The organism is Pseudomonas sp. UV AK001 (assembly GCF_046097675.1).
Classification (GTDB): Bacteria; Pseudomonadota; Gammaproteobacteria; order Pseudomonadales; family Pseudomonadaceae; genus Aquipseudomonas; species Aquipseudomonas kribbensis.
Map to the genome: position 1 here is coordinate 82,205 of NZ_JBJUVZ010000005.1, position 24,785 is coordinate 106,989.

The 24,785-nt window shown below is 61.2% G+C and carries 15 protein-coding genes and 1 pseudogene; 8 read left to right on the top strand and 8 right to left on the bottom strand.

The genetic code is table 11. The annotated features are described in order from the left end of the window. Positions 1-131 precede the first annotated feature (131 nt). From selO to ACKLNA_RS15925, 5 genes and pseudogenes are all read right to left on the bottom strand, one after another. Positions 132-1,595, bottom strand: a complete 1,464-nt coding sequence (gene selO, locus ACKLNA_RS15905; RefSeq protein WP_408986390.1) for a protein adenylyltransferase SelO — start codon at positions 1,593-1,595, stop codon at positions 132-134. Positions 1,596-1,643: 48 nt separating this feature from the next. Then, positions 1,644-4,997, bottom strand: coding sequence for a mechanosensitive channel MscK (gene mscK / locus ACKLNA_RS15910; RefSeq protein ID WP_408986391.1), 3,354 nt, complete (start codon positions 4,995-4,997; stop codon positions 1,644-1,646). 34 nt (positions 4,998-5,031) lie between these two features. Then, entirely contained in the window at positions 5,032-6,774 is a 1,743-nt protein-coding gene (locus tag ACKLNA_RS15915; RefSeq protein ID WP_085711091.1) for a potassium/proton antiporter, read from the bottom strand. Between the two features lie 157 nt (positions 6,775-6,931). After that, positions 6,932-7,804, bottom strand: coding sequence for a methyl-accepting chemotaxis protein (locus tag ACKLNA_RS15920; RefSeq protein ID WP_371850982.1), 873 nt, complete (start codon positions 7,802-7,804; stop codon positions 6,932-6,934). Positions 7,805-7,834: 30 nt separating this feature from the next. After that, positions 7,835-8,584, bottom strand: a pseudogene (locus tag ACKLNA_RS15925) (MCP four helix bundle domain-containing protein); the annotation flags it as partial. Between the two features lie 251 nt (positions 8,585-8,835). Between ACKLNA_RS15925 and ACKLNA_RS15930 the strand changes: the two are divergent. The 3 genes from ACKLNA_RS15930 to ACKLNA_RS15940 all read left to right on the top strand — a co-directional run bounded on the left by ACKLNA_RS15930 (position 8,836) and on the right by ACKLNA_RS15940 (position 11,403). Further along, entirely contained in the window at positions 8,836-9,066 is a 231-nt protein-coding gene (locus tag ACKLNA_RS15930; RefSeq protein ID WP_408986392.1) for a hypothetical protein, read from the top strand. Next, the gene (locus tag ACKLNA_RS15935; protein WP_408986393.1) at positions 9,063-9,365 is read left to right on the top strand and encodes a cell division protein ZapA; all 303 of its coding nucleotides are present in this window, start codon (positions 9,063-9,065) and stop codon (positions 9,363-9,365) included. The genes ACKLNA_RS15930 and ACKLNA_RS15935 overlap by 4 nt, the downstream gene beginning before the upstream one ends. Before the next feature lie 100 nt (positions 9,366-9,465). After that, complete coding sequence (locus ACKLNA_RS15940) at positions 9,466-11,403, top strand: methyl-accepting chemotaxis protein (RefSeq protein WP_408986394.1); 1,938 nt, start codon at positions 9,466-9,468, stop codon at positions 11,401-11,403. A 237-nt stretch (positions 11,404-11,640) separates the two neighbouring features. On the opposite strand, the gene ACKLNA_RS15945 is transcribed toward ACKLNA_RS15940, so the two are convergent. Both ACKLNA_RS15945 and putA read right to left on the bottom strand, forming a co-directional pair. Next, the gene (locus ACKLNA_RS15945; RefSeq protein ID WP_408986395.1) at positions 11,641-13,443 is read right to left on the bottom strand and encodes an acyl-CoA dehydrogenase; all 1,803 of its coding nucleotides are present in this window, start codon (positions 13,441-13,443) and stop codon (positions 11,641-11,643) included. Between the two features lie 143 nt (positions 13,444-13,586). Then, the gene (gene putA / locus ACKLNA_RS15950) at positions 13,587-17,540 is read right to left on the bottom strand and encodes a trifunctional transcriptional regulator/proline dehydrogenase/L-glutamate gamma-semialdehyde dehydrogenase (RefSeq protein ID WP_408986396.1); all 3,954 of its coding nucleotides are present in this window, start codon (positions 17,538-17,540) and stop codon (positions 13,587-13,589) included. A gap of 459 nt (positions 17,541-17,999) precedes the next feature. On the opposite strand from putA, the gene putP reads away from it, so the two are divergent. The 5 genes from putP (at position 18,000) to ACKLNA_RS15975 (ending at position 24,024) form a co-directional block, all read left to right on the top strand. Next, the gene (gene putP / locus ACKLNA_RS15955) at positions 18,000-19,484 is read left to right on the top strand and encodes a sodium/proline symporter PutP (RefSeq protein ID WP_085711096.1); all 1,485 of its coding nucleotides are present in this window, start codon (positions 18,000-18,002) and stop codon (positions 19,482-19,484) included. A gap of 227 nt (positions 19,485-19,711) precedes the next feature. Further along, positions 19,712-21,727, top strand: a complete 2,016-nt coding sequence (locus ACKLNA_RS15960; protein ID WP_408986397.1) for a type VI secretion system tip protein VgrG — start codon at positions 19,712-19,714, stop codon at positions 21,725-21,727. Next, the gene (locus ACKLNA_RS15965) at positions 21,672-22,424 is read left to right on the top strand and encodes a DUF4123 domain-containing protein (protein WP_408986398.1); all 753 of its coding nucleotides are present in this window, start codon (positions 21,672-21,674) and stop codon (positions 22,422-22,424) included. Before ACKLNA_RS15960 ends, ACKLNA_RS15965 begins: the two co-directional genes overlap by 56 nt. A 333-nt stretch (positions 22,425-22,757) precedes the next feature. Next, the gene (locus ACKLNA_RS15970) at positions 22,758-23,078 is read left to right on the top strand and encodes a hypothetical protein (RefSeq protein ID WP_408986399.1); all 321 of its coding nucleotides are present in this window, start codon (positions 22,758-22,760) and stop codon (positions 23,076-23,078) included. A gap of 106 nt (positions 23,079-23,184) precedes the next feature. After that, positions 23,185-24,024, top strand: coding sequence for a 23S rRNA (adenine(2030)-N(6))-methyltransferase RlmJ (locus ACKLNA_RS15975; protein ID WP_408986400.1), 840 nt, complete (start codon positions 23,185-23,187; stop codon positions 24,022-24,024). 49 nt (positions 24,025-24,073) lie between these two features. On the opposite strand, the gene msrA is transcribed toward ACKLNA_RS15975, so the two are convergent. Further along, positions 24,074-24,739: a peptide-methionine (S)-S-oxide reductase MsrA gene (gene msrA, locus ACKLNA_RS15980; RefSeq protein ID WP_085732613.1), complete on the bottom strand. Its 666-nt coding sequence runs from the start codon at positions 24,737-24,739 to the stop codon at positions 24,074-24,076. Between the last annotated feature and the right edge of the window lie 46 nt (positions 24,740-24,785).

The following is a 24,785-nucleotide window of genomic DNA, read 5'->3' on the forward strand; positions in this document are numbered from 1 at the left end:
AGCAAACCGTTGTGTTCAGAGTCGTGGCATTTGCACTCTGAGCATGTCGCGCGGCTTTTTCAGCCGGCGCTGTCATCTAGCAGGTTGTCTGACGCGAGGGTGCACGGCTCCGAGACAGGAGGCCGTGCGCTTCATGAGGAACAACTGATCTCCAAATGCTTGCCCCACTCTGGCGGCCGTTCCGCATAGCTTTCCATTTCAGGCTGCTCCTTGAATGGATTGCTCAACACCGCATGCAGTCGGCGAACCTCTGAGTAGTCACCCTGTTCGGCCGCATCAATCGCCCTCTGCGCCAGGTAATTGCGCAGGATGTACAACGGATTCACCGCATGCATCCGCGCACGGCGTTGTTCCTGATCGCTCGCATCATCGCGTGCGACGCGGTCGACATACCGCTCGCCCCACGCATCGAAGCCTCGGATATCCACAAAGTCGTCGCGCAGCCGGGCAACCGCCTGGTCTGCTGACTCCTCGCCCAGGCGGCGGAAGAACAGCGTGTAATCGACGCCGCTGTTCTGCATTAATTGCAGCAGTTGCTCCAGCAGTTGCTGGTCGTCGTCCTCGGCCGTGGTGAAGCCGAAACGGCGGCGCATCAGGTCGAGGTAGTGCGCCTGGAACAGCGGCAGGTACAGGCCAAGGGTTTCGCGCAGGGCCTCGACGCTGATGAACGGTGTCAGGGCCTGGGCCAGGGCGCTGAGGTTCCACTGGCCGACGGGCACCTGATTGCTGAACGAGTAACGGCCCTGATCGTCGGAGTGGTTGCAGATGAAGTTCGCGTCGAAGTCGTCGAGGAAGGCGAACGGGCCGAAGTCGAAGGTGATGCCGAGGATCGACATGTTGTCGGTGTTCATCACCCCGTGGCAGAAACCGTAGGCCTGCCACTTGGCGATCAGTTCGGCGTTGCGCTCAACGATTTCGCGGAACATCGCCAGATAGGGTTCCGGTTGTTCCAGGCATTCGGGGAAGTGCATCGCCAGCACGTGCTCGCCGAGCAGTTTCTGCTGCTCGGGGCGCTTGGTGTAATAGAAATATTCGAAATGGCCGAAGCGAACGTGGCTAGGCGCCAGGCGCAGCACCATCGCGGCGCGTTCCTGTTTCTCGCGCCATACCGGGGTGTCGGAACCGATCACGCAGGCGGCGCGTGAAGACGGGATGTTCAGCGCATACAGCGCTTCGGACGCGAGAAACTCACGGATCGACGAGCGCAGCACCGCGCGGCCATCGCCCATGCGCGAAAACGGTGTCTGCCCGGCGCCCTTGAGGTGCAAGTCCCAGTGTTCACCGGCTTCGTTGTAGACCTCGCCCAGCAACAACCCGCGACCATCGCCCAGTTGCGGCGTGTACCCGCCGAACTGATGCCCGGAATAGACCATCGCCCGCGGCTCTGCGTCGGCCCACAACTTGTGGCCGCCGAACAGTTCGGCGAATTCCTGGGTGTCAGCCGCCGCCGGTTGCAGATCCAGCAGCGCCAGGGCCGCAGGGCTGGCGACCACCAGTCGTGGATTGTCGATCGGTTCGGGCAGCACATGGGCCGAGAACGCGTCGCCCAGGCGGGCGAAGCGGTTGTCGAAGGTCAGTTCGTCGAGGGCTTTCAAGGGCCGGCTCCAGCAGAATGTCCGAGCATTCTGCTGGGAATGGCCGGGTTAGTCGAGTTTGGCGGGCGGCGGCTCTTGCAGCGGTTTTTGCTCGCCGCTGACGGGGACGATGGTTTTGCTGTCGTCTTCGACCGGCACCAGTTTGTACTCCTGACCGTGAAGGTTCTTCAGGTAAACCTCCATCTGCCGGAACGAGATGTTGATGTGCTGCTTCTTGAACTCGCGGTTGATGAAGCGGTTGACCTCGTCGATCACCGGGTTGCGGTCACCGAGGTCGCGCACATGCATGCGCAGCTCGTGGTCGAGGGTGCTTTCGCCGAAGTTGAGGAAGTACGCGTGCGGCTCGGGTTCTTTGAGTACGCGCGGGTTTTCCCGGGCGGCCTTGAGCAGCAGCTCCTTGACCAGATCCAGATCCGAACCGTAATCCACACCGAGTTTCAGCGTCACCCGGGTAATGGTGTCGGTCAGCGACCAGTTGATCAGTTGCCCGGTGATGAACGTCTTGTTCGGGACGATGATGTCCTTGCGGTCGAAGTCGGTGATGGTCGTGGCGCGGATGCGGATCTTGCTCACCGTGCCCGACAGGTTGCCGATGGTGATGGTGTCGCCGATCCGCACCGGGCGTTCGAACAGGATCATGATGCCGGAGATGAAGTTCGCGAAGATCTCCTGCATCCCGAAACCGAGACCCACCGACAGCGCCGCCACCAGCCATTGCAACTTGTCCCAGCTCACGCCGAGGGTCGACAGGGTCGAGACGAAACCGACCCCTGCGATCACGTAGGACAGCAGCGTCGTGGTCGCGTAGGCACTGCCCTGGGCCAGATTGAGTTTCGACAGCACGAACACTTCCAGCAGACCCGGCAAGTTGCGTGCGAGCGCAAAGGTAATGCCGATGATGATCAGCGCGCCGAGCATGTCGCCGATGCTGATCGGCACCATGCTCATGTTGGCGCCGGTGCCGCTGGTGTACTCGTAGAGGGTGATGTTGTCGAGGTACGAGAACACCGTGATCAGGTCGGCCCAGACCCAGTACAGCGCGGCGATGAAACCGCCGAGCAGGGCCAGGCGAATCAGGCGCAGGGACTGTTCGTTGACCTTCTCGATGTCGAGGGTCGGTTCTTCGATCACCGCTTCGCCGTCGCCGGCTTCTTTGGCTGCCTGGCGTTTGGCCAGGGCGCGCTGGTAGGCCAGGCGCCGAGCCGCAACCGCCAGACCACGGACGAAAGTCGCCTCGATCACCAGCCAGAACATCAACAGGTACAGGGTGTTGATCAAACGGTCGCTGAGTTTCAGCGCGGTGTAGTAGTAGCCGAAGCAAACCGCGACGAACAGCGCGATGGGCAGCAGGGTGAACATGATCCCCACGGCCTTGCGGAACAGCGAAGCGTTTTCGTGGGTCGGGCTGCTGATCAGCAGGCGACTGAGCAGCCACGCCATCAGGGCGTAGCAGGTCAGCACCACCGGCATGCCGATGACGTCATCGGCCAGCGCCGCCGGCTGCAGTTCGGCGACTGCCACCACCGCCACGAGAGCCATGACCACCAGACCGAGACGCCGTACCCAGCCCTGGAGGAATTCGACCTGCGGCTTCTCCCAGCGGAAGTGCAGTTCAGCCACACCGCCCGGCGCAAGGATCCGGTAAGCGGTGTAGAACACCAGCCATGCCTGACCCATTTGCAGCAGGGCGGCGCCCATGTTGGCGTTCTGGCCCCGGGCGTCGATCTGCAGCGCCAGCCCGCACAGCGCAAGACCCAGCGCCACCGGCATCGCCAGCAGAATGTTGATCAGGATCGCCTGAGGCGTGTGCCACTGGCTGTCGCGCTTGAAGTGGCCGATGTCCTGGTGAACCTTGTTCAGGCGTGCATACAGCTGCTTGCGCCGCCACAGCAAGGCGCCGATCAGCAGTGCCAGCGGCAGGAACAGCAGCGGACGCTGAGTCAGGCCGTCGGTCAGTTCGCTGAGGCTGGAGGCCAGCGGCAAGGTGTCGATCTGGCGTTTCAGGCGCTCCGGCACACCGCGCAGCCATTCGGAGTCCAGCGGTTTGTTGCTGGGAATCCAGAACATCTGCTCGTCGAGGGTCGCGCGCAGGCTTTGCGCGGTGCTCAGCAGTTGTTTCTGATTCAGTTGCAGGGTGATCGATTCATTGAGCATCGCGCTCAGTTCCCGACTCAGCCGTTCCAGCAGATCGACGCGGGTATTGGCCAGATCCAGCAGGTTTTTGCGAAGTTGCGGTGTGACTTGCTCTGGCGGCTGGGTGGACAGCAGGGTGTCGACGTAAGTCGCCGGATTGCTCAGTTGTTCGCGCTGCTGGTTGATTTCGAACTGGTACAGGCGAATGTCGGCGATCTGATCCGCCAGGTCACGGTCGACCTTGAGTCGTGGCAGCGCCTGCTTCTGTTTATAGAGAATCTTCGACAGCAACAGGCTGCCCTTGAGCACGTTGATCTGCTCGTCGAGGGCCGAATCGCTCTGGGTCACGCTGTCCAGTTGCTGTTTGGTCTGCAGGTTCTGCTGGGTCAGCTCGTTGAGGCGGTCGGTGCTTTTGAGCAGGTAGTCGGAGAGCTTGAGGTTGGCCGCGCTTTCCGTGGCGAGCAGGGTACTGCTGCCGGACTTCTGAGCCTCGATCGATTGCTGTGTCACGGTTTCCTGAGACAGGGTCAGACGCTTCTGGTTGATCAGGGTCTGCAGTTCCTGGATCTCGTGGTCCAGACGGTCGGACTTTTCCGTGAGCAGGTCATGCTGGCTGTTGCCCAGATCCTGCAACTGGTTGTTGCCGGCCAGTTCCTGGCGGCGCAACGGGATCAGTGCATTGAGCGCTGACAGCTCGGCGTTGAGCAGGTCGCGTTGCTCGGCACTCAGGGTCTTGCCGCTGTCCTTGCCGGTCTTGAGGATGTTGTTGATCTGCTGGATGCGGGTCTGGCTGCTGGCGATTTCTGCCTGGGCGCGCTCCGGACGGGTCTGGGCGGTGATGATCAGGCTATTGGCATCCGCCAGGGCTTTTTGCAGGTCGCTTTGCTGGGTCGAGCGCTCGGTGAGCATCTGTTCCAGCTGCTGGATGTTCTCTTTGGTGAAGCGCTGCGCCACCGGTACCACGGCGGTGGCCTTGAGGCGTGCCAGTTCGCGGGTGTTCTCGATGGTCTGTTTTGGCGCCGTGGCCAGTTGCTGCTTGAGGTCGATCAGCTTCTGATCGTAGTCACGCCGGTTGTTGAGCTGGTTCAGCGTGTTTTGCAGGAGCGTTTGCAGGGCCTTTTTGTCGGCCTCGGGCAGTTTGCTGTCGGTGAGCTTGTCCAGGTTCGCCTGCACGGCTTCGCTGGACGGCGGTTCTGCGGCCTGCAGCGGGCCGACAGTAAGACTCAGGCCCAGCAGGGCCGCGAGGAAAAAGGAGCGCAGGGTAGGCATAGAGACCGGTCAAGCAAGTGAGAGTGGAGGCAGTTTAGAGGAAGAGCCCGGGACCCGGGCGACTTCCTTCGGGGAATCTGACGCCCACTTTGGCGATCTTGTTCCCGTCCATGACCGCCACCGTCCAGTGGGTATTGTTCCACTCCACCTGGTCGCCAACGATCGGTGCACCGCCGACTTTCTGGGCGATGAAGTGGCCCAGGGTCATGTCCGGATCGATGCCTTCGGCCGACAGGCCATAAAGGGCCGCAACCGCTTTGAGCTGGGCGTCTCCTTCGAGTACGAAGTCGCCGAAGAAGCGCAGATCGAGGCCCCGTTGCGGTGCCTGGCTGAACAATTTTCCGAGGGCCGGAAGGTTGTGTTCATGGCCGATAACACACAGCAAATCATCGACTTCCAGCACCGTACTACCCGACGGATGGAGCAGTTGCTGACCACGAAACAGGGCGGCGATACGGGTGCCTTCGGGCATTTTCAGCTCGCGCAGGGGGGAACCGATGCACCATTTCTCCGCACCGAGCTTGTAAACGAACAGCTCCCACTCGCTGGTGATGTGCACTTCGAGGGCCGAACGGGAGATCGGCGCGGGTTCCGGCGGCACCGTCACCTTGAGCAGTCTGGCCACCCACGGCAGGCTCGTGCCCTGCACCAGCAAGGACACCAGCACGATGAAGAACGCGAGGTTGAAGTACAGCTGCGCATTCGGCAGCCCGGCCATCAGCGGAAACACCGCCAGAATGATCGGTACCGCGCCACGAAGGCCGACCCAGGAAATGAAGGCCTTCTCGCGACCGTGGAACGCCTTGAACGGCAGCAACCCGACCACCACCGACAGCGGCCGTGCGAACAGAATCATCCACAGCGCCAGACCCAGAGCGGGCAGGGCGATCGGCAGCAAGTCATGCGGAGTGACCAGCAAGCCCAGCACCAGGAACATGCCGATCTGCGCCAGCCACGCCATGCCGTCGAGCATGTGCAGGATGCCGTGGCGGCTGCGCACCGGACGGTTGCCGATCACCAGACCGCACAGGTACACGGCGAGGAATCCGCTGCCGTGCAGGGCGTTGGTCAGGGCGAACACCACCAGACCGCCGGCGATCACCAGGATCGGATAGAGGCCGGTGGCGAGGTTGATCCGGTTGACCAGTTGCAGCATCAGCCAGCCGCCACCGAGACCGATCACGCCACCGATGCCGAACTCGCGGATCAGGTGGGTCAGCAGGCTCCAGTGCAGGCCGGTCTGGCCGCTGGCGAGCATGTCGATCAGGGTCACGGTGAGGAACACCGCCATCGGGTCGTTGCTGCCGGATTCGATTTCCAGGCTGGCGGTCACCCGTTCGTTCAGGCCCTTGCCACCGAGCAGCGAAAACACCGCCGCGGCGTCTGTGGAGCCGACGATGGCGCCGATCAGCAGGCCCTGAATCAGATTCAGGTCAAACAACCACGCGGCGGCCATGCCGGTGAGGCCGGTGGTTATCAGCACACCGACCGTGGCCAGCGACAAGGCCGGCCACAAGGCCACGCGGAAACTGGATACCCGGGTGCGCAAGCCGCCGTCGAGGAGGATCACCGCCAGTGCAAGGTTGCCGACCAGATAGGCCGTCGGGTAGTTATCGAAAATGATGCCGCCGCCATCGACCCCGGCAGTCATGCCGACGGCGAGGATGATCACCAGAATCGGGATGCCGAGACGCGACGAAAGGGAACTGACAAGAATGCTCGCACCTACCAGCAACGCGCCGATCAAGAACAGGCTGTTGATGGTCGTCGCATTCAAAGGCAGTACTCCAGAAGCGGAAAGACGGGCACAAACTGACCATGCAGTCTGCGTGCCAGCGATTCTAACCTGTTGAAATGTGATGCTGTCAAAAAGGTTTTTCAGCGGGGTGAAAGATCGTCCCCACGGGCGTGGGAACGATCAGTCTTGCGCAGGGTTAGAGGCTGAACCGCCCAACCATATTGTTCAGATCCAGCGCCAGGCGCGACAGCTCGTTGCTCGCCGCACTGGTCTGATTCGCGCCGGTCGCCGATTGCACCGACAGATCGCGGATGTTCACCAGGTTGCGATCCACTTCCCGCGCGACTTGCGCCTGCTCTTCGGCGGCGCTGGCGATCACCAGGTTGCGCTCGTTGATCTCGACGATGGCGGTGTTGATGGTGTCCAGCGACAGGCCGGCGCCACGGGCGATGTTCAGGGTCGATTCGGCGCGCTCGGTGCTGTTGCGCATCGAATCCACGGCGTGTTCGGTGCCGCTCTGGATGCTGCCGATCATGCGCTCGATTTCGCTGGTCGACTGCTGCGTGCGGTGCGCCAGGGCGCGAACTTCGTCTGCCACCACGGCAAAACCACGACCGGCTTCACCGGCACGGGCCGCTTCGATGGCGGCGTTGAGTGCCAGCAGGTTGGTCTGGTCAGCCAGGCCACGAATCACGTCCAGCACTTTGCCGATGTCGCGGGATTCGTTGGCCAGATCACCGATCAGGGTCGCGGTGCTCTGCACGTCGGCGCTCATGCGTTCGATGGCGCTGACGGTTTCCTGCACCAGATCACGACCGTCGCCGGCGGAAGTGGTGGCGTTCTTCGAGGCTTCCGAGGTGCTGACCGCGTTGCGTGCAACTTCTTCCACCGCGCTGGTCATCTCGTTGACCGCCGTGGCGGCCTGCTCGATTTCGTTGTTCTGCTGGGTCAGGCCACGGGCGCTTTCGTCGGTGACGCTGTTCAGCTCTTCGGCGGCGGAGGCCAGTTGAGTCGCCGAGCCGGAAATCCGCTGCAGGGTGTCGCGCAGCTTCGATTGCATTTTGGCCATGGCCGCCAGCAGGCGCCCGGCTTCGTCGGTGCCGTCGACGTGGATCGGCTGGGTCAGGTTGCCTTCGGCGATGGTTTCCGCCGCATCCAGCGCTTTCGAGATCGGCTTGGTGATGCTGATGGTCAACAGCCAGGCGAACAGGAAGGTCAGGCCGGTGGCGATCACCAGCAGCGTCACCACCAGACTGAAGGCCGAAGAAAACTGCTCGGCGGCTTGCTGGTTGGTCTGGCTGATCTGCTCGCCGTTGATCTGCATAAGGCGGTTAAGCACGGTGTTCATCGCTTCGGAGTTGTCGAGCAACTGGGTGTTCAGCAGGTTGCGCAGCTCATCCACCTGGTTGTTGCGCGACAGGGTTTTCATCCGGTCTTCGATCTGGCGGTACTGGCCCAGCAACTGCACGTATTGGTCATAGGCCGCACGCTCGGCCGGGCTGCCGATCAACGGCTCGTACTCGGTCTGGGCCTTGCGGATCTGCTGGTTGCGCATTTCCAGCAGCTCGACGGTTTTCTGCTGGATATCCGGCTCGCGGTTCACCAGCAAGCGGTACGACAGCACCCGCAGACGCAGGGTCAGCTGGGTGAACTCGTCGAGGTTCTTGATGCTCGGCACGCTGGTGGTGGTGATGTTTTCGGCGGCGCCGCGAATCTTGCTCATCTGGTTCAGGGCGAACACGCCGAGAATCAGCATCAGGCCGCCGATCAGGGCGAAGCCGGTGAACGCCCGGGGGGCGATATTCATATTGCGAAGGGACATGGTGCGATTACCAGGGAAGGGCCGCATCCATGCGGGCTGAGACTGCTGTTGGATGACTTATCGGTCATACGACTAAAGTCTTGAGGCGGTGCGCGTATTTGTCGCATAAGGGGTCGGGCGACGAAGTGCAGGAACCAGATCGGCAGATCACAGTCTCTAACACTCGCAGGAATGGTCGACTGCCAGGAAAATCAAGGCCTTGCGCCGGTTTAATCCTGGCATCCACGACGACTTTTCTTTATCGTACGCGCCCTTTGAAAAAGCCCTGGAATATCAAAATGTTGGAAGCATCCCTCAGCCAATTGGAACAGCTCGTCAGCGACCTGGTGCAACAGAACCAGACCCTGACGGAAACCAACCAGACCCTGTCCACGGAACTGGCCCAGGCCAAGGATGAAAACGAGAGCCTGCAACTGAGCCTGATGGAACAGGAAGAAAAGCACGGCGCCACCGCCGCCCGCATCCAGGCCCTGGTTGATCGCGTCAACGCAGGTCCTGTCAGCGCATGAACCACGGCACAGCAGGGGTAAAAGTCATCTCCATTCTCGGGGAGGACTATTCGATCAAGGCACCGGCCGGGGAAGAACAGACCCTGCTGGACGCTGCATTGATGCTCAAGGCTGCGCTGGCCGACACCAAGCGCAAATACCCGACCCTGATCGGTGACCGCCTGCTGGTGCTGGCGGCGATGAATCTGTGTTCGCAGCAGATTGAAATGAAGAAGCAGCATCAGGAAGAACTCGAGCGTTACCAAGAGCAAGTCAGCGCCACGGTCGAGACCATCGCCAAGACCATCAATCAGGGTTGATGGGGTTGCGCACAACCAAAGAATAAGATTGTCGATTTCGTTGTATACAATCGGCACGGCTGTTGCAGTGTTTCAGCCTCTTATTCTTTGGGGGTGCTCCATGCAGTTCTGGCGTCGCAGTATTCAATGGCAGCTGATTCTCGGCATGGGCACCGCTCTGCTGGTCAGCATCCTGATCGTGGTTGGCATTTATACCCTGGTGGTCAACCGCCTCGCCCAGAGCTATCTGGTCGAACAGGCGTTGCCGTCGAGCATCGAAGCGACGCGCAACGACATCGAGCGAATCCTCGTTCAACCCCTCACCGCCGCGAAGGACATCGCCAGCAACACCATGGTCCGCGACTGGCTGGCCACGGGTGAAGACTCCGCCAAAACGGCGGGCTTTGCACAGTATCTGGAAGGCATCCGCGCCGAACACAAGGCTTTCACGGCGCTGATCATCGGCACCGAATCCAATCACTACATCACCGAAAAAGGCCTGGATCGCACCCTCAGTCGATCCAAACCGGCCGATGCCTGGTTCTACTCTTTCCTCGACAGCAACCAGCCGCGAACTCTGAACATCGACAACGACGGAGCCACCGGAGAGCTGGCGCTGTTCATCGATTTGAAGGTCGAGCAGGCCGGCAAAGTGGTGGGTGTCGCGGGGCTCGGGTTGAGCATGAAAGAGCTGTCCGAGCTGATCCACAACTTCAGTTTCGGTGAACGCGGCAAGGTCTATCTCGTGCGTTCCGACGGTTTGATTCAGGTCCATCCCGAGGCGCAGTTCAGCGGCAAACGCACCCTCACGGAGCAGATCGGCGCCAGCGCGGCGCAAGCGGTCATGGGCCACAAAGTGGCGACCAGCAGCAGCTTCCAGCGCGACGGTGAAGACTTCCTCGCCTTCAGCCTGCCTTTGCGCGACCTCGGCTGGACGCTGGTGGCCGAAGTGCCACAGTCGCAGATCTACGCCGAAGCCCGGCGGGCGATGTGGATGAGCAGCGGCATCGGTCTGGCGGTGGCGCTGGTTTGCCTGGCACTGGTGATCTGGCTGGCCCAGGGATTGGTGCGACCGATTCGTCAGGTAACAGCTGCGCTGGTAGCAATCGGTAGCGGTGGTGGAGATTTGACCCATCGGTTAGATTCCAGCCGCGCAGACGAGCTGGGCGACCTCGCTCGGGGCTTTAACCGTTTCCTCGACAGTCAGCGCGGGATGATCGCCGAGGTGCTGACCACCAGTGAGCGTCTGCGCGTTGCGGTCGGCCAAGTTGCCAGGGTTGTGGATAACACCGCCGAGCGCTCCGGCCGCCAGCAGGAAATGACCGACATGGTCGCCACCGCCGTCCACGAAATGGGCCTGACCGTGCAGGAGATCGCCCAGAACGCCGGCAATGCCGCGCTCGCCTCGCAAACTGCCCGTGATGAAGCGATGCAGGCGCGGGAAGTGGTCGGCGGCTCGATTCGCCATATAGAAAGCATGTCCGATGAAATTGGCGTCGCGGCCGGCGCGGTGGGTGAGTTGGCGCATCAGGTGGCGTCGATCGATCAGGTGTTGGCGGTGATTCGCGGTGTTTCCGAGCAGACCAATCTGTTGGCATTGAATGCGGCGATTGAAGCGGCGCGGGCCGGGGACATGGGGCGTGGTTTTGCGGTGGTGGCCGATGAAGTACGGACGCTGGCGCGCCGGACCCAGGCGTCTACCGACGAGATCCAGCAGATGATCGGCAGCCTCAAGCAGGGCGCGGAGAATGCTGTGTCTTCAATGCGCACCGGTCAGGCCGCGACGGGAACCGGCGTTGAATCGAGTCAGCGCACCGGAGCGTCGCTGACCGCAATTACCGGGCAGGTCGAGCGCATCAGCGACATGAACCATCAGGTGGCGACGGCAACTGAGGAGCAGTCGGCGGTCACCGAGGAGATCAACCGCAACGTGCAGGGGATTTCCGATCTGGCCCGGGCGACGGCGGGGGAGGTTCGGGCTTGCCGTGAGGATTGTCAGATGTTGCAGCGCTTGGCGGATGATCTGGCGCGGCAGATGGGTGGGTTCAAGTTGAGTTGAGTTAAGTGCCAAGAGCCAAAGAGCCCCTCACCCTAGCCCTCCCGAAACGTCGGACCGCCCGGAGGGAGAGGGGACCGATTGGGGGATATTGAAGAGGTTCACCGACTTGAAAGATCGGCTTTGAATCCATAATCGACCCGGTTTTTCAGGTCGATGCATAGCGCAAGACACCTCGGTAGGCCCCCTCTCCCTTTGGGAGAGGGCTGGGGTGAGGGCCGGGGCTCACTCGGTCAATGATCAGAACCACGCATCCTGCATCCCCAGACACGTATCATCCCGCGCCTCCAGCAACGCCAGCTCATGCTGACACCCCGGCACTTCCCACGTCAGGAAATACCGCGCCGCCTGCAACTTGCCCTTATAGAAGTCGACATCCGCCGCATTCCCCTTGGCCAGACCTTCCTCGGCGCGAATCGCCTGTTCCAGCCAGCGCCAGCCAATCACCGTGTGCCCGAACACTTTCAGGTACAGCGCCGAATTCGCCAGGCTGCTGTTGATCTTGCCCTGAGCCAGATCCGTCAGCAGGCCGATGGTCACGCTCTGCAGACGCGCGACCAGTTTCTCCAGCGGCTCACGCAGTGCGGTCAACGATTCGTACACCACCGCGCGTTCGGCGGTGTCGGCAATCAGGCGGATCAGTTGCTTGAGCCCGGCGCCACCGTTCTGCGCCAGTTTGCGTCCCAGCAAGTCCAGCGACTGAATGCCGTGGGTGCCTTCGTGGATCGGGTTCAGGCGGTTGTCGCGGTAGTACTGCTCCACCGGGTATTCGCGGGTGTACCCGTGGCCGCCGAGAATCTGGATCGCCAGTTCGTTGGCTTTCAGGCAGAACTCCGATGGCCAGGATTTGACGATCGGCGTCAGCAGATCCAGCAGTTCATGGGCCTGTTTGCGTTCGGCTTCGGTTTCCAGTGTCGTGGTGTCATCGAACAGTCGCGCCGCGTACAGGCCGAGATCGAACGCACCTTCGACGTAGGATTTCTGCGTCAGCAGCATGCGTCTGACGTCGGCGTGCTGAATGATTGGCACCGGCGCCGTCGTCGGATCCTTGCTGTCCGGCACCCGGCCCTGTGGGCGTTCGCGAGCGTACTCCAGCGAGTACAGGTAACCGGCGTAACCGAGCATCACCGCGCCCATGCCAACGCCGATTCGCGCCTCGTTCATCATCTGGAACATGTAGCTCAAACCGTGATGCGGCTTGCCCACCAGATAGCCGACACACTCGCCGTTATCGCCGAAGTTCAGCGCCGTGGACGTCGTGCCGCGCCAGCCCATCTTGTGGAAAAGCCCGGCCAGCAGCACGTCGTTGCGTTTGCCGAGGCTGCCGTCATCGTTGACCAGAAACTTGGGCACGATGAACAGCGAAATACCCTTCACCCCGGCCGGCGCGTCCGGCAGCTTGGCCAGCACCATGTGCACGATGTTTTCCGAGAGCGGGTGATCGCCACCGGAAATGAAGATCTTGTTGCCCTTGAGGCGATAAGTGCCGTCGGACGCTGGTTCGGCGCGGGTACGAATATCCGACAGCGACGAACCGGCATGGGGTTCGGTCAGGGCCATGGTGCCGAAGAAGCGGCCGTCGATCATTGGTTGCAGGAAGCGTTGCTTCTGCTCTTCGGTGCCGAAGCTTTCGATCAGGTTGGCCGCGCCCATGGTCAGGAACGGGTACGAGGTCGACGCCGCGTTGGCCGACTGAAAGTGAGCGAAGCAGGCTTGGGACAGTAGCGTAGGAAGTTGCATGCCGCCGGCGTCGAAACTGCGCGCCGCGTTGAGGAATCCGGCTTCTAGGAAGGCATCCACCGCCGGTTTCACTTCGGGAATCAGAATCGCCTGACCGTTCTCGTAGCGCGGCTCGTTTTCGTCACCCTTGCGGTTGTGCGGTGCGAAGTACTTCTCGGCGATGTTGCGCGCCGTGCCGATGGCGGCATCGAAGGTTTCGCGGTTGTGTTCGGCAAACCGCTCGCGCCGGGTCAGGCCCTCGGCATCGAGGACTTCGTACAGCTCGAAAGCCAGATTGCGGGAACTGAGCAGCGTCTCGGACATGGCGGCCTACCTTTTTTTGAATGGACCGAGTCTAGGCGTGCGAATAAAGGCTGAACAGGAAGATTGATAACGGTGATGGAGAGGCCAAAAAAATGGGCGCCGGTGAGGGCGCCCATTTTTTATGTTGCTGACAGAGTCGGCGATTAACCGATGGTCATCAGACTGGCGTTACCGCCCGCTGCTGCGGTATTGACGCTCAGTGCCCGCTCGATCACCAGACGCTCCAGCGCAATGTTGGTCTCGCCCTGGGACAGGCCCTGAACCCCGACGATGGCGCCGGCACGCTTGGCGATCTGCTGGCAGACCGCGCGCAACTGGTCGGAGTGGCCGTGATGCAGAACCGCATCGAACACCACGTCGTCCTTGTTCCAGTCGGAAACCAGTTTGATCCGCACCTGAATCTCCTTCGGCAGGCGTGCGAACAATGCCTTGCTGGTGTCGGATTCCGGCCAGACTGCCGAACCGCCCACTGCCAGTACGGCGGCGAGTTGAGTCAGCAGATCACCTTCGATGTCCGCCAGGCACAGCACGTGCTCGCGCGGCAGGATCGCGTAGCTGTTCTTCTCGCCGGTCGGGCCGGCCAGTACGCGGGTGATACCGCTTTGCGACTGGGCTGCGTACTGCACACACAGGGTGCTCAGGTCGGCGAACTTGTTGCTGTCGGCCCAGGCTTTCAGGGCAACCAGCGGTTTGCTCAGGGCATCGCGCAGACGAACGTCCGGTGCCACGGCAGCATCACCGCGAGCGAAGGATTGTTCGATGGCGTCGGTAGGACGTGTTGACAGCAGACGGTACAGGTACAGGGGGCCACCGGCCTTCGGACCGGTACCCGACAGGCCTTCGCCACCGAACGGCTGGACGCCGACCACGGCACCCACGATGTTGCGGTTGACGTAGACGTTACCGGCGTTGACGTTGTCGATCACCTTGGCGATGGTCTCGTCGATGCGGGTGTGCACGCCGAGGGTCAGGCCGTAGCCGGAGGCGTTGATCTGGGCGATCAGCTGGTCGATCTCTTTGCGCTTGTAGCGCACCACGTGCAGTACCGGGCCGAAGATCTCGCGTTGCAGTTCGTCGAAGCTTTCCAGTTCGATCAGGGTCGGCATGACGAAGGTGCCGCGTTTGACTTCCTCGGTATCGGCGATGGCCACCTGGTACACGTTGCGACCTTTGTCGCGCATGCCCTGGATGTGTTTCTCGATGCCGGCCTTGGCTTCGGCGTCGATCACCGGGCCGATGTCCACGGACAGACGCTCCGGGTTGCCGAGACGGCTTTCAGCCATCGCGCCCTTGAGCATTTCGATGACGCGATCAGCGGAATCTTCCTGCAGGCACAGGACGCGCAGGGCCGAGCAACGTTGACCGGCGCTGTCGAAGGCCGACGACACCACATCGATCACTACTTGTTCGGTCAGTGCCGAAGAGTCGACGATCATCGCGTTCTGGCCGCCGGTTTCGGCGATCAGCGGAATCGGACGGCCCTGGTTGTCGAGACGACCGGCGATGTTGCGTTGCAGCAGGCGCGCGACTTCGGTGGAACCGGTGAACATCACGCCTTTGACGCGCTCGTCACCCACCAGACCGGCACCGACGGTTTCACCGCGACCCGGCAGCAGTTGCAGCACGCCTTCCGGAATTCCGGCTTCGAGCAGCAGACGCACGGCTTGTGCGGCGACCAGCGGAGTCTGTTCGGCCGGTTTGGCCAGCACCGGGTTACCGGCGGCCAGTGCGGCGGCAACCTGACCGCTGAAGATCGCCAGCGGGAAGTTCCACGGGCTGATGCAGACCACCGGGCCCAATGGGCGGTGGGCGTCGTTGCTGAAATCGTTGCGAGCCTGCACCGCGTAATAACGCAGGAAGTCGACGGCTTCGCGGACTTCGGCGATGGCGTTGGCGAAGGTCTTGCCGGCTTCGCGGGCCAGCAGGCCCATCAGCGGCTGGATCTCGCCTTCCATCAGGTCAGCGGCGCGTTCCAGAATCGCGGCACGCTCGGCGGGCGGGGTGGCCTGCCAGATCGGTGCAGCGTTCAGGGCACATTGAATGGCGTTGTCGACGTCTTCGACGGTGGCTTCCTGCACATGGCCGACCACGTCACGCAGATCAGACGGGTTCAGGACTGGTGCCGGCGCTTCGTTGCTGGAGGCGCAACCGAGCATCGGCGCGGCTTTCCAGTTGTTGTGCGCGGTGGCCAGCAACGCACAGGACAGCGATGCCAGACGATGTTCGTTGGCCATGTCGATGCCGCTGGAGTTGGCGCGCTCGGAACCATACAGGTCACGCGGCAACGGAATGCGCGGGTGCGGCAGGCCGAAACCACCTTCCACGGTCGCCATCTGCTCAATCTGCGCAACGGGATCGGCCACCAGTTCCTGGATCGAAATCGACTGGTCGGCGATGCGGTTGACGAACGAAGTGTTGGCGCCGTTTTCCAGCAGGCGACGTACGAGGTACGCCAGCAGGGTTTCGTGGGTGCCGACCGGAGCGTACACGCGGCACGGACGGTTCAGCTTGCCTTCGGAAACCTTGCCTACAACCTGCTCGTACAAAGGTTCGCCCATGCCGTGCAGGCACTGGAATTCGTACTGGCCCGGGTAATAGTTCTGACCGGCAATGTGATAAATCGCCGACAGGGTGTGGGCGTTGTGCGTGGCGAATTGCGGGTAGATGACTTCCGGTACCGACAGCAGCTTGCGGGCGCAGGCGATGTAGGAAACGTCGGTGTACACCTTGCGGGTGTAGACCGGATAGCCTTCCAGGCCTTCGACCTGGGCGCGCTTGATTTCGCTGTCCCAGTACGCGCCTTTCACCAGACGGATCATCAGGCGATGACGGCTGCGGCGAGCCAGATCGATCACGTAGTCGATCACGTACGGGCAACGCTTCTGGTAAGCCTGGATCACGAAACCGATGCCGTTCCAGCCGGTCAGTTGCGGCTCGAAGCACAGGCGCTCCAGCAGGTCCAGCGACAGCTCGAGGCGGTCCGCTTCTTCGGCGTCGATGTTCAGGCCGATGTCGTATTGCTTGGCCAGCAGAGTCAGCGACAGCAGGCGCGGGTACAGCTCGTCCATCACGCGCTCGTACTGGGCGCGGCTGTAACGCGGGTGCAGGGCTGACAGTTTGATCGAGATGCCCGGGCCTTCATAAATCCCACGGCCGTGGGACGCTTTGCCGATCGAGTGAATGGCTTGTTCGTACGAGGCCAGGTACTTCTGGGCGTCGTGTTCGGTCAGTGCCGCTTCACCGAGCATGTCGTAGGAATAACGGAAGCCCTTGGCTTCGAACTTGCTCGCGTTGGCCAGGGCTTCGGCGATGGTTTCGCCGGTCACGAACTGCTCGCCCATCAGGCGCATGGCCATGTCGACGCCCTTGCGGATCATCGGCTCGCCGCTCTTGCCGATGATGCGGCTCAGGGACGAAGTCAGGCCGGCTTCGTTGTGAGTGGAAACCAGCTTGCCGGTCAGCAGCAGACCCCAGGTCGCCGCGTTGACGAACAACGACGGGCTGTTGCCCAGGTGCGGCTGCCAGTTGCCGGTGCTGATCTTGTCGCGGATCAGCGCATCGCGAGTGCCTTTGTCCGGGATACGCAGCAGCGCTTCGGCCAGGCACATCAGCGCCACGCCCTCCTGGGACGACAGGGAAAATTCCTGCAGCAGGCCCTGAACAATGCCCGCACGACCGCCGGCACTCTTCTGGTTACGCAGTTTTTCCGCGATGGTTGCGGCGAGTTTGTTGGTGGCTTCGGCCATTGGCGCCGGCAGGCGGGCCTGCTCGATCAGCATCGGCACCACTTCCGGCTCCGGGCGACGGTAAGCGGCGGTGATTGAGGCGCGCAGCACCGATTGCGGCAGGATGCTTTCGGCGAATTCGAGGAAGCATTGGTGAGCGTGATCGGTGTGGACTTCGCCCGCGTCGTCGGCGTCCTTGGCGGTCAAACCGTTCAGCTCGGTCAGGGTTGCACCACCCTCGAGTTTTTCCAGGTAATTGAAAATTGCCTGCTTGATCAGCCAGTGCGGTGTGCGATCAATCGAGGTTGCGGCGGCCTTCAGGCGCTCGCGGGTCGGGTCATCGAGTTTGACCCCAAGGGTGGTGGTAGCCATATTTTTATCCTCATAGGTGCCGCAGTTGCGCGACAACAGCTGGCGGCAAGATTAGCCGCGAGCCGGAAGAGGTGCAACCGGGTGCAACCCTTTTTTTGTCGGAATATTCGGCAACTTGTCAGGAATAAATTTCAGCTTCGCGATGATCGCTCTAGATAGGTGCTTTCAAGGCACATGGCGGGGTGTGACTGTGCCGCAACGGTGCAAAAACGGCGGTTTGCGGCGGAAAAAACGACGTAGGTGCAACTAATTCTCAAGAAACTGGTTGCACCTGTTTTGCTTTGTTGCATAGGATTCGCGCCCAAGGTGCAACCGGGATAACCCGGTTTACCGGCCAATGGCTTTCCTGGGGAAACATTGGTCATAAATGCGCGGCCGTGCGAATCGTCTGTCAGACGTCAGTCTGCAAACGGTGCAACCGCCGCCGCTACATAAAAACAAAGCCAGGGCACGTACGTAATGAGCGCAAGCAATCCAACCCTGATCACGTTCGTGATCTACATCGCAGCAATGGTGCTGATCGGCTTCATGGCCTATCGCTCCACCAACAACCTTTCCGACTACATTCTGGGCGGCCGCAGCCTGGGCAGCGTGGTGACCGCATTGTCCGCCGGCGCTTCCGACATGAGCGGCTGGTTGCTGATGGGCCTGCCGGGCGCCATCTACATGTCCGGTCTTTCCGAAAGCTGGATCGCCATCGGCCTGATCGTCGGTGCCTACCTGAACTGGCTGTTCGTCGCCGGCCGTCTGCGTGTTCAAACCGAGCACAACGGCGATGCGCTGACCCTGCCGGACTACTTCGCCAGCCGTTTCGAAGACAAAAGCGGCTTGCTGCGGATCATCTCGGCAGTAGTGATTCTGGTGTTCTTCACCATCTACTGCGCTTCCGGCATCGTGGCCGGCGCCCGACTGTTCGAAAGCACCTTCGGCATGTCCTACGAGACCGCGCTGTGGGCCGGTGCTGCGGCGACGATTGCCTACACGTTCGTCGGCGGTTTCCTCGCGGTGAGCTGGACCGATACCGTACAAGCCACCCTGATGATCTTCGCCCTGATCCTGACGCCGATTATCGTTCTGCTGGCTACCGGTGGCGTGGACACCACGTTCCTGGCCATCGAAGCCAACGACCCGAGCAACTTCGACATGCTCAAGGGCACCACTTTCATCGGCATTATCTCGCTGATGGGCTGGGGCCTGGGTTACTTCGGCCAGCCGCACATCCTGGCGCGTTTCATGGCCGCTGACTCGGTGAAATCCATCGCCAACGCCCGTCGCATCTCCATGACCTGGATGATCCTGTGCCTGGGCGGCACCGTAGCCGTGGGCTTCTTCGGTATCGCTTACTTCTCGGCCAACCCGGACGTGGCAATGCCCGTGACCGAGAACCACGAACGAGTGTTCATCGAGCTGGCGAAAATCCTCTTCAATCCGTGGATTGCCGGTGTCCTGCTGTCGGCCATCCTGGCTGCCGTGATGAGTACCCTGAGCTGCCAGTTGCTGGTGTGTTCGAGCGCCCTGACCGAAGACTTCTACAAGACCTTCCTGCGTAAATCCGCCTCGCAAGTCGAGCTGGTATGGGTCGGTCGCGCCATGGTGCTGCTGGTTGCACTGATCGCCATCGCGATGGCCGCCAACCCGGACAACCGCGTGCTGGGTCTGGTGTCCTACGCCTGGGCCGGTTTCGGCGCAGCCTTCGGTCCGGTCGTGCTGATCTCGGTGATCTGGAAGAAAATGACCCGCGACGGCGCACTGGCCGGCATCCTGGTCGGCGCGATCACCGTGATCGTGTGGAAACACTTTGAAGTGCTGGGCCTGTACGAAATCATCCCGGGCTTCATCTTCGCCAGCCTGGCCATCTACTTCGTCAGCCTGATGGGCCAGCCAAGCACTGGCATGGTTCAGCGCTTTGAAGCGGCCGAGAAGGACTTCCATCTGAACAAGTGATGGGAATGAGCTGAGGCTCACAAAAGAACGGCCCGTTTCCTATAGGAAGCGGGCCGTTTTTTATTCTCTGCGTTTTTTCTGAAGGAAAAGTCTGTAGTCGAATGCGTCGATTATTGAAGGGGAGATCGAAGTTTCAAGTAGGGAAAATCTGATTTTACGGTCACCCAATCTGCACCCCTTGCCCCTCATGCAGAATCGCCCGCCTTCATACTGCAGAGAGACATCGGATGTTCGCGCCTGCCAATCAACCGCGTTTCACGTTGACCGTCGAAGGCGCCCAGTTTGACCTCAAGGTCCTTGAGTTCACGGGCAAGGAAGCCATCAGCCAACCCTTTCGCTTTGACCTGGAACTGGTCAGCGAGCGACCGGATCTGGATCTCGAAAGCCTGCTGCACTGTCAGGCATTTCTGAGTTTTGATGAAGGCGGTTCCGGTATCCACGGTCAGATCTATCGGGTCGGGCAGGGCGATTCCGGCAAGCGTCTGACCCGCTATCACGTCAGCCTCGTTCCGCGTCTGGCCTATCTCGGCCACCGGATCAATCAGCGCATCTTTCAGCATCAAAGCGTGCCGCAGATCGTGACGCAGATCCTCAAGGATCACGCGATCCTGCGCGATGCCTTCGAATTTCGCCTCGGCAGCGATTACCCGCCCCGTGAATATTGCGTGCAGTACGCCGAGAGCGATCTGGCGTTCATCCAGCGCTTGTGTGCCGAAGTCGGCATTCATTTCCACTTTCAGCACAGCACGGACGGGCATCTGTTGGTGTTCGGCGACGATCAAACGGTGTTTCCGCGTCTGGCCGAGCCGACGCTTTATCTGCCGGGCAGCGGCATGGCTGCGGCGGCCCCGGCGATCAAGCGCTTCACCGTCCGTGTGGAAACCCGCACCAGCGTGGTCACCCGGCGTGATTACGATTTCACCAAGCCGCGTCTGCCGTTGCAGAGTCGGGTGGAAAGCGAACAGCGCCCGGTGCTGGAGGATTATCACTTTCCCGGCCAGTTCACCGAACGCGAAACCGGCAAGCAACTGGCCCGGCGCACCCTTGAGCGACATGTCGCCGATTACCGTCAGGCCGAGGGGCGCAGCGATCAATCTGCCTTGGTCAGCGGACATTTCCTGCAACTGAGCGAGCATCCGCGCCAGGATTTGAATGACCTCTGGCTGCTGACTTCCGTCGAGCACCATGGCCGGCAGCCGCAAGTGCTGGAGGAATCGGTCACCAGCGACGGTGATGAATTCCAGGGTTACCGTAATACCTTTCTCGCCACCCCGTGGGACGTATTCTTCCGCCCACCGATCGGGCCGGAAAAACCACGGATGCTCGGCTATCAACCGGCCGTGGTCACCGGCCCGAAAGACAGTGAAATCCATTGCGACGAGTACGGCCGGGTCAAGGTGCAACTGGCCTGGGATCGCGACGGCGAACTCAACGAGCACTCCAGCTGCTGGTTGCGGGTCGCCAGCGGCTGGGCTCACGACCGTTATGGCAGCGTGCTGATTCCTCGGGTCGGGATGGAAGTGCTGGTGGGGTTTATCGATTCCGACGCCGACAAACCGCTGGTCATGGGTTGCCTGCCGAATGCCGCGACGCCGGTGCCGCTCGATCTGCCGGCCGACAAGACCCGCAGTATCTTCCGCAGCCAGAGTAGTCCCGGCGGCGGGGGCTACAACGAACTGCGCATCGAAGATCGCAAAGGCGCCGAGGAAATCTACCTGCGCGCCCAGCGAAACTGGACCCAGCATGTGTTGAATGATCAGCAGGTGCAGGTGGATAACCAGCGCAGCGTTGTCGTGACTGGCCTTGCTAAACATGAATTGAAGGCCGATGAGCAGCGCATCACCCACGGCCAGCGCCAGACCGAAGTGAAGCAGGATGATCACCTCACAGTGACCGGTGACCGGCACATCCGCGTGAGCAATCAGGCGATCAACGCCAGTGCGCAATTCCACGTCAGCGCCGGCCAGCAGGTGGTGATCGACGGCGGGGCGAGCGCGACGATCCAGGCGGGCGGGCAGTGGATCAATATCGGCCCCGGCGGGATCTTCAGCAGCGTGCCGATTGTGGTGGGTGGTGCGCCGATGGCGGCGATGAGCGCCGCGCCGACAGTGCCGGGGTTGCCGGAGAAACTGGCGGCGGCACCGGCAGCAATTCTGACTGCTGCACAAATCATGAGTCTTAAAGGAGATGCGCCGTTCTGCGAAGAATGCGAGCGCTGCAAGGAGGGAGTCTGTGCGGCCTGATCAATGGTTGAAGGGAGAGCCGCTGAAACCGTCGGAGCAGCTGTTCGCGATTTTCAGTAGCGCCAGTGTGGTGGATCCGCTGAAAGCCTGGCCTTCGAATGCGCAGATGCCGAAACCGGTCTGGGCGGAAACGATCTATGCCGAATGGGATGCGGTGATGCCCTACGTGGGAATCGTCGACGCGGGCAGTGAGTTTCTGGATTGGGTGGCGACCACGGAGTCTCGTGACTGGGGCTGGCTGGCGGTTTCTTCGGCAAGTCTTGAGACGGTGGTCGAGCATTTTCGCAGTCTGACTCAGGTATTGATACCGGACGGGAAAGCGGTGTTTTTCCGGTTCTGGGATGGGCGGTTTTTGTTGCCGATCCTTGAGTCTTCCGAGGTGGATGCCGGGCAATTGCTGCCGGTCCTCACGCGAGGCTTGATCAAGGGTCAGGCCGTGGAAATCGGGGGCAGGGCGCAGGCCTCGGATCGAGATTTTCCTTGGTGGTCGGTACCGGAAAAGCTGCTCTCACAATTCGGCGGTGATGCCCGGATCAACAACGCCTTGCAGTGGTTGAGCGAGGAGCAGCCGGCGTTGTTCGAGGCGTTTCCCGCCGATGTTTTGCGCTGCAAGATTGTCAGGTTTTTTGCAGTTTCGGCGTCGGACGAATCGTCGACTTCGGCGTTGTTGGACTACTTGCGGGACGAGTCAGAGTGAAATTTCCGGGCAAAGGCTTCAGACGTTTCCTGCGAGTTGCGGCGGTTTTCGTGAACTGGTGGGCGCGGTGGTGCGGGGATAGTCTTTTGGCTGTCACTGCGAGAGTGGTGACAGGGCGTAGGAACCCTTGGAAAACTCACCGTGTATTCGCTCTGCTCTTTGATTGCGGCACTTGAACGTGCCCATGACATTGTTCGCGGCGGCTGTGCGCGGGAACGCTTCGGCGTAGCTGAGTTTGGTGGGTTCCTCAGTTTCCTACTCTCGCGTACAGCTGCCACCCAAACCTGTAGGAAGGTCGTTGGCAGCCTCACTTAACCTGCCGAGGTGCAAAAAATGTCGACGTTAAAACCCGATCCTCCCTACGAACCATTCATCCCTCACCCCAACAACCGCCTCATGGCGCTGACCAGCAACTGCAACGACATGCCCACCCTGTTCATCGACACCCACGCCCCGCTCGATGTCCTGATGGACGCCGCCAACTACCGTATCCGCGCCGTGATCCAGGTCCTTGAAAACATGTGCATGCGTGGCTCGGTCGAGTGCGACTCCGTCATCCTGAGTGACTTCGCCCAACTCTGCGTGATTCCACTGCGTGACGGTTGTGATGTCTTGGATGTGATTGGCAAGCGCCTGCGCGCCATACCGTCCTGACTCGATCGTTCCCACGCTCTGCGTGGGAACAAACGCCCACTCAGCCCCCAACCCCTGACTTGCCGCCCGGTAAAAGGTAAACTTCACGGCCCTCGCAGGAGCAGCCATGAATTATCGTCACGCCTTCCATGCCGGCAATCACGCCGATGTGTTCAAACACCTGACCTTGACCCGCCTCATCGCCCTGATGTCGCGCAAGGAGCAGCCGTTTGCCTATCTCGACAGCCACGCCGGCATCGGTCTGTATGACCTGCAGGGCGATCAGGCGAATCGTACCGGCGAGTACCTGGAAGGCATCGCACGCTTGTGGGACCAGCCGGATCTGCCGGCGCTGACCGCCGACTACATGAAAGTGCTGCACGAGATGAACCCGGACGGCCAGTTGCGCTATTACCCGGGTTCGCCGGAGCTGGCGCGGCGTCTGACCCGACCGCAGGATCGGGTGATGCTCAACGAGAAGCACCCTGAAGACGGCCTGTTGCTCAAGGACAACATGGCCGGCGATCGTCGGGTGAAAGTGCATCTGGGCGAGGGCTGGCATGTGGCCCGCGCGATGTTGCCGGTGCAGGAAAAGCGTGCGGTGATGCTGATTGACCCGCCGTTCGAACAGCTCGATGAAATGCAGCGTTGTGCTGCGTCGATGAAAGAGGCCATCGGCCGGATGCGCCAGACCGTGGCGGCCATCTGGTACCCGGTGAAGGACCAGCGCGCATTGCGTCGCTTCTATCAGGATCTGGCCGGCACCGGTGCGCCGAAGTTGCTGCGGGTCGAGCTGCTGGTGCATCCGCTGGACACGCCGAACAGCCTGAACGGCTCTGGCCTGGCGATTGCCAATCCGCCGTGGGGGCTGGAGGAAGAATTGCGTGAGCTGCTGCCGTGGCTGTCCAAGAAGCTGGGCCAGACCCAGGGTGGGTGGCAGATGGACTGGTTGATCGCCGAGAGCTGATCAACCGTCAATCGCTCCCACGCCAAGCGCGGGAGCGATCAGGGCGGGCTCAGTTACCTGCCAGGCTCGGTGGCATGCAAACGCCGGTGCCGCCAATCCCGCAGTAGCCTTCCGGATTTTTCGCCAGATACTGCTGGTGATAGGTCTCGGCAAAGTAAACGGTCGGGGCCTGTTCAATCTCGGTGCTGATTTCACCCAGACCCGCCTTCGACAGCTCGGCCTGATAAACCGCCTTGCTCTTCAGCGCCGCATCCAGTTGCTCAGGATGGGTCGCGTAGATCACCGAACGGTACTGGGTGCCGATGTCATTGCCCTGACGCATGCCCTGCGTCGGGTTATGCAATTCCCAGAACATTGCCAGCAGCTCTTCGTAGCTGACCTTGGCCTTGTCATACACCACCAGAACCACTTCAGCGTGGCCGGTCAGGCCCGAGCAGACTTCTTCGTAGGTCGGGTTCGGCGTGTAACCGCCGGCGTAGCCGACCACGGTGCTGACCACACCTTCGCGCTGCCAGAAGCGGCGTTCCGCGCCCCAGAAGCAACCCAGACCGAAAATCGCGAAGTCGACGTCCTGAAAGAACGGGCCCAGCAACGGCGTTTCGGTGAAAACAAAGTGTTTTTCAGGCAGGGCCATCGGGGTTTCACGGCCAGGCAGAGCTTGTTCTTTAGTCGGTAGCACGTTTTTGTTCACCAGAATTTCCGAGCGCAGAACCATGATCGTTCCTCTCAGTCAGGATGGGATGTAAATAAGCAGACCACCA

Bases quoted from the DNA above. Each gene is read 5' to 3' on its own strand.
- mscK (WP_408986391.1), bottom strand. From the start codon at position 4,997: ATGCCTACCCTGCGCTCCTTTTTCCTCGCGGCCCTGCTGGGCCTGAGT.
- ACKLNA_RS15920 (WP_371850982.1), bottom strand. From the start codon at position 7,804: ATGGCCAAAATGCAATCGAAGCTGCGCGACACCCTGCAGCGGATTTCC.
- ACKLNA_RS15930 (WP_408986392.1), top strand. From the start codon at position 8,836: ATGTTGGAAGCATCCCTCAGCCAATTGGAACAGCTCGTCAGCGACCTG.
- ACKLNA_RS15935 (WP_408986393.1), top strand. From the start codon at position 9,063: ATGAACCACGGCACAGCAGGGGTAAAAGTCATCTCCATTCTCGGGGAG.
- ACKLNA_RS15940 (WP_408986394.1), top strand. From the start codon at position 9,466: ATGCAGTTCTGGCGTCGCAGTATTCAATGGCAGCTGATTCTCGGCATG.
- ACKLNA_RS15945 (WP_408986395.1), bottom strand. From the start codon at position 13,443: ATGTCCGAGACGCTGCTCAGTTCCCGCAATCTGGCTTTCGAGCTGTAC.
- putA (WP_408986396.1), bottom strand. From the start codon at position 17,540: ATGGCTACCACCACCCTTGGGGTCAAACTCGATGACCCGACCCGCGAG.
- putP (WP_085711096.1), top strand. From the start codon at position 18,000: ATGAGCGCAAGCAATCCAACCCTGATCACGTTCGTGATCTACATCGCA.
- ACKLNA_RS15960 (WP_408986397.1), top strand. From the start codon at position 19,712: ATGTTCGCGCCTGCCAATCAACCGCGTTTCACGTTGACCGTCGAAGGC.
- ACKLNA_RS15965 (WP_408986398.1), top strand. From the start codon at position 21,672: ATGCGCCGTTCTGCGAAGAATGCGAGCGCTGCAAGGAGGGAGTCTGTG.
- ACKLNA_RS15970 (WP_408986399.1), top strand. From the start codon at position 22,758: ATGTCGACGTTAAAACCCGATCCTCCCTACGAACCATTCATCCCTCAC.
- ACKLNA_RS15975 (WP_408986400.1), top strand. From the start codon at position 23,185: ATGAATTATCGTCACGCCTTCCATGCCGGCAATCACGCCGATGTGTTC.
- msrA (WP_085732613.1), bottom strand. From the start codon at position 24,739: ATGGTTCTGCGCTCGGAAATTCTGGTGAACAAAAACGTGCTACCGACT.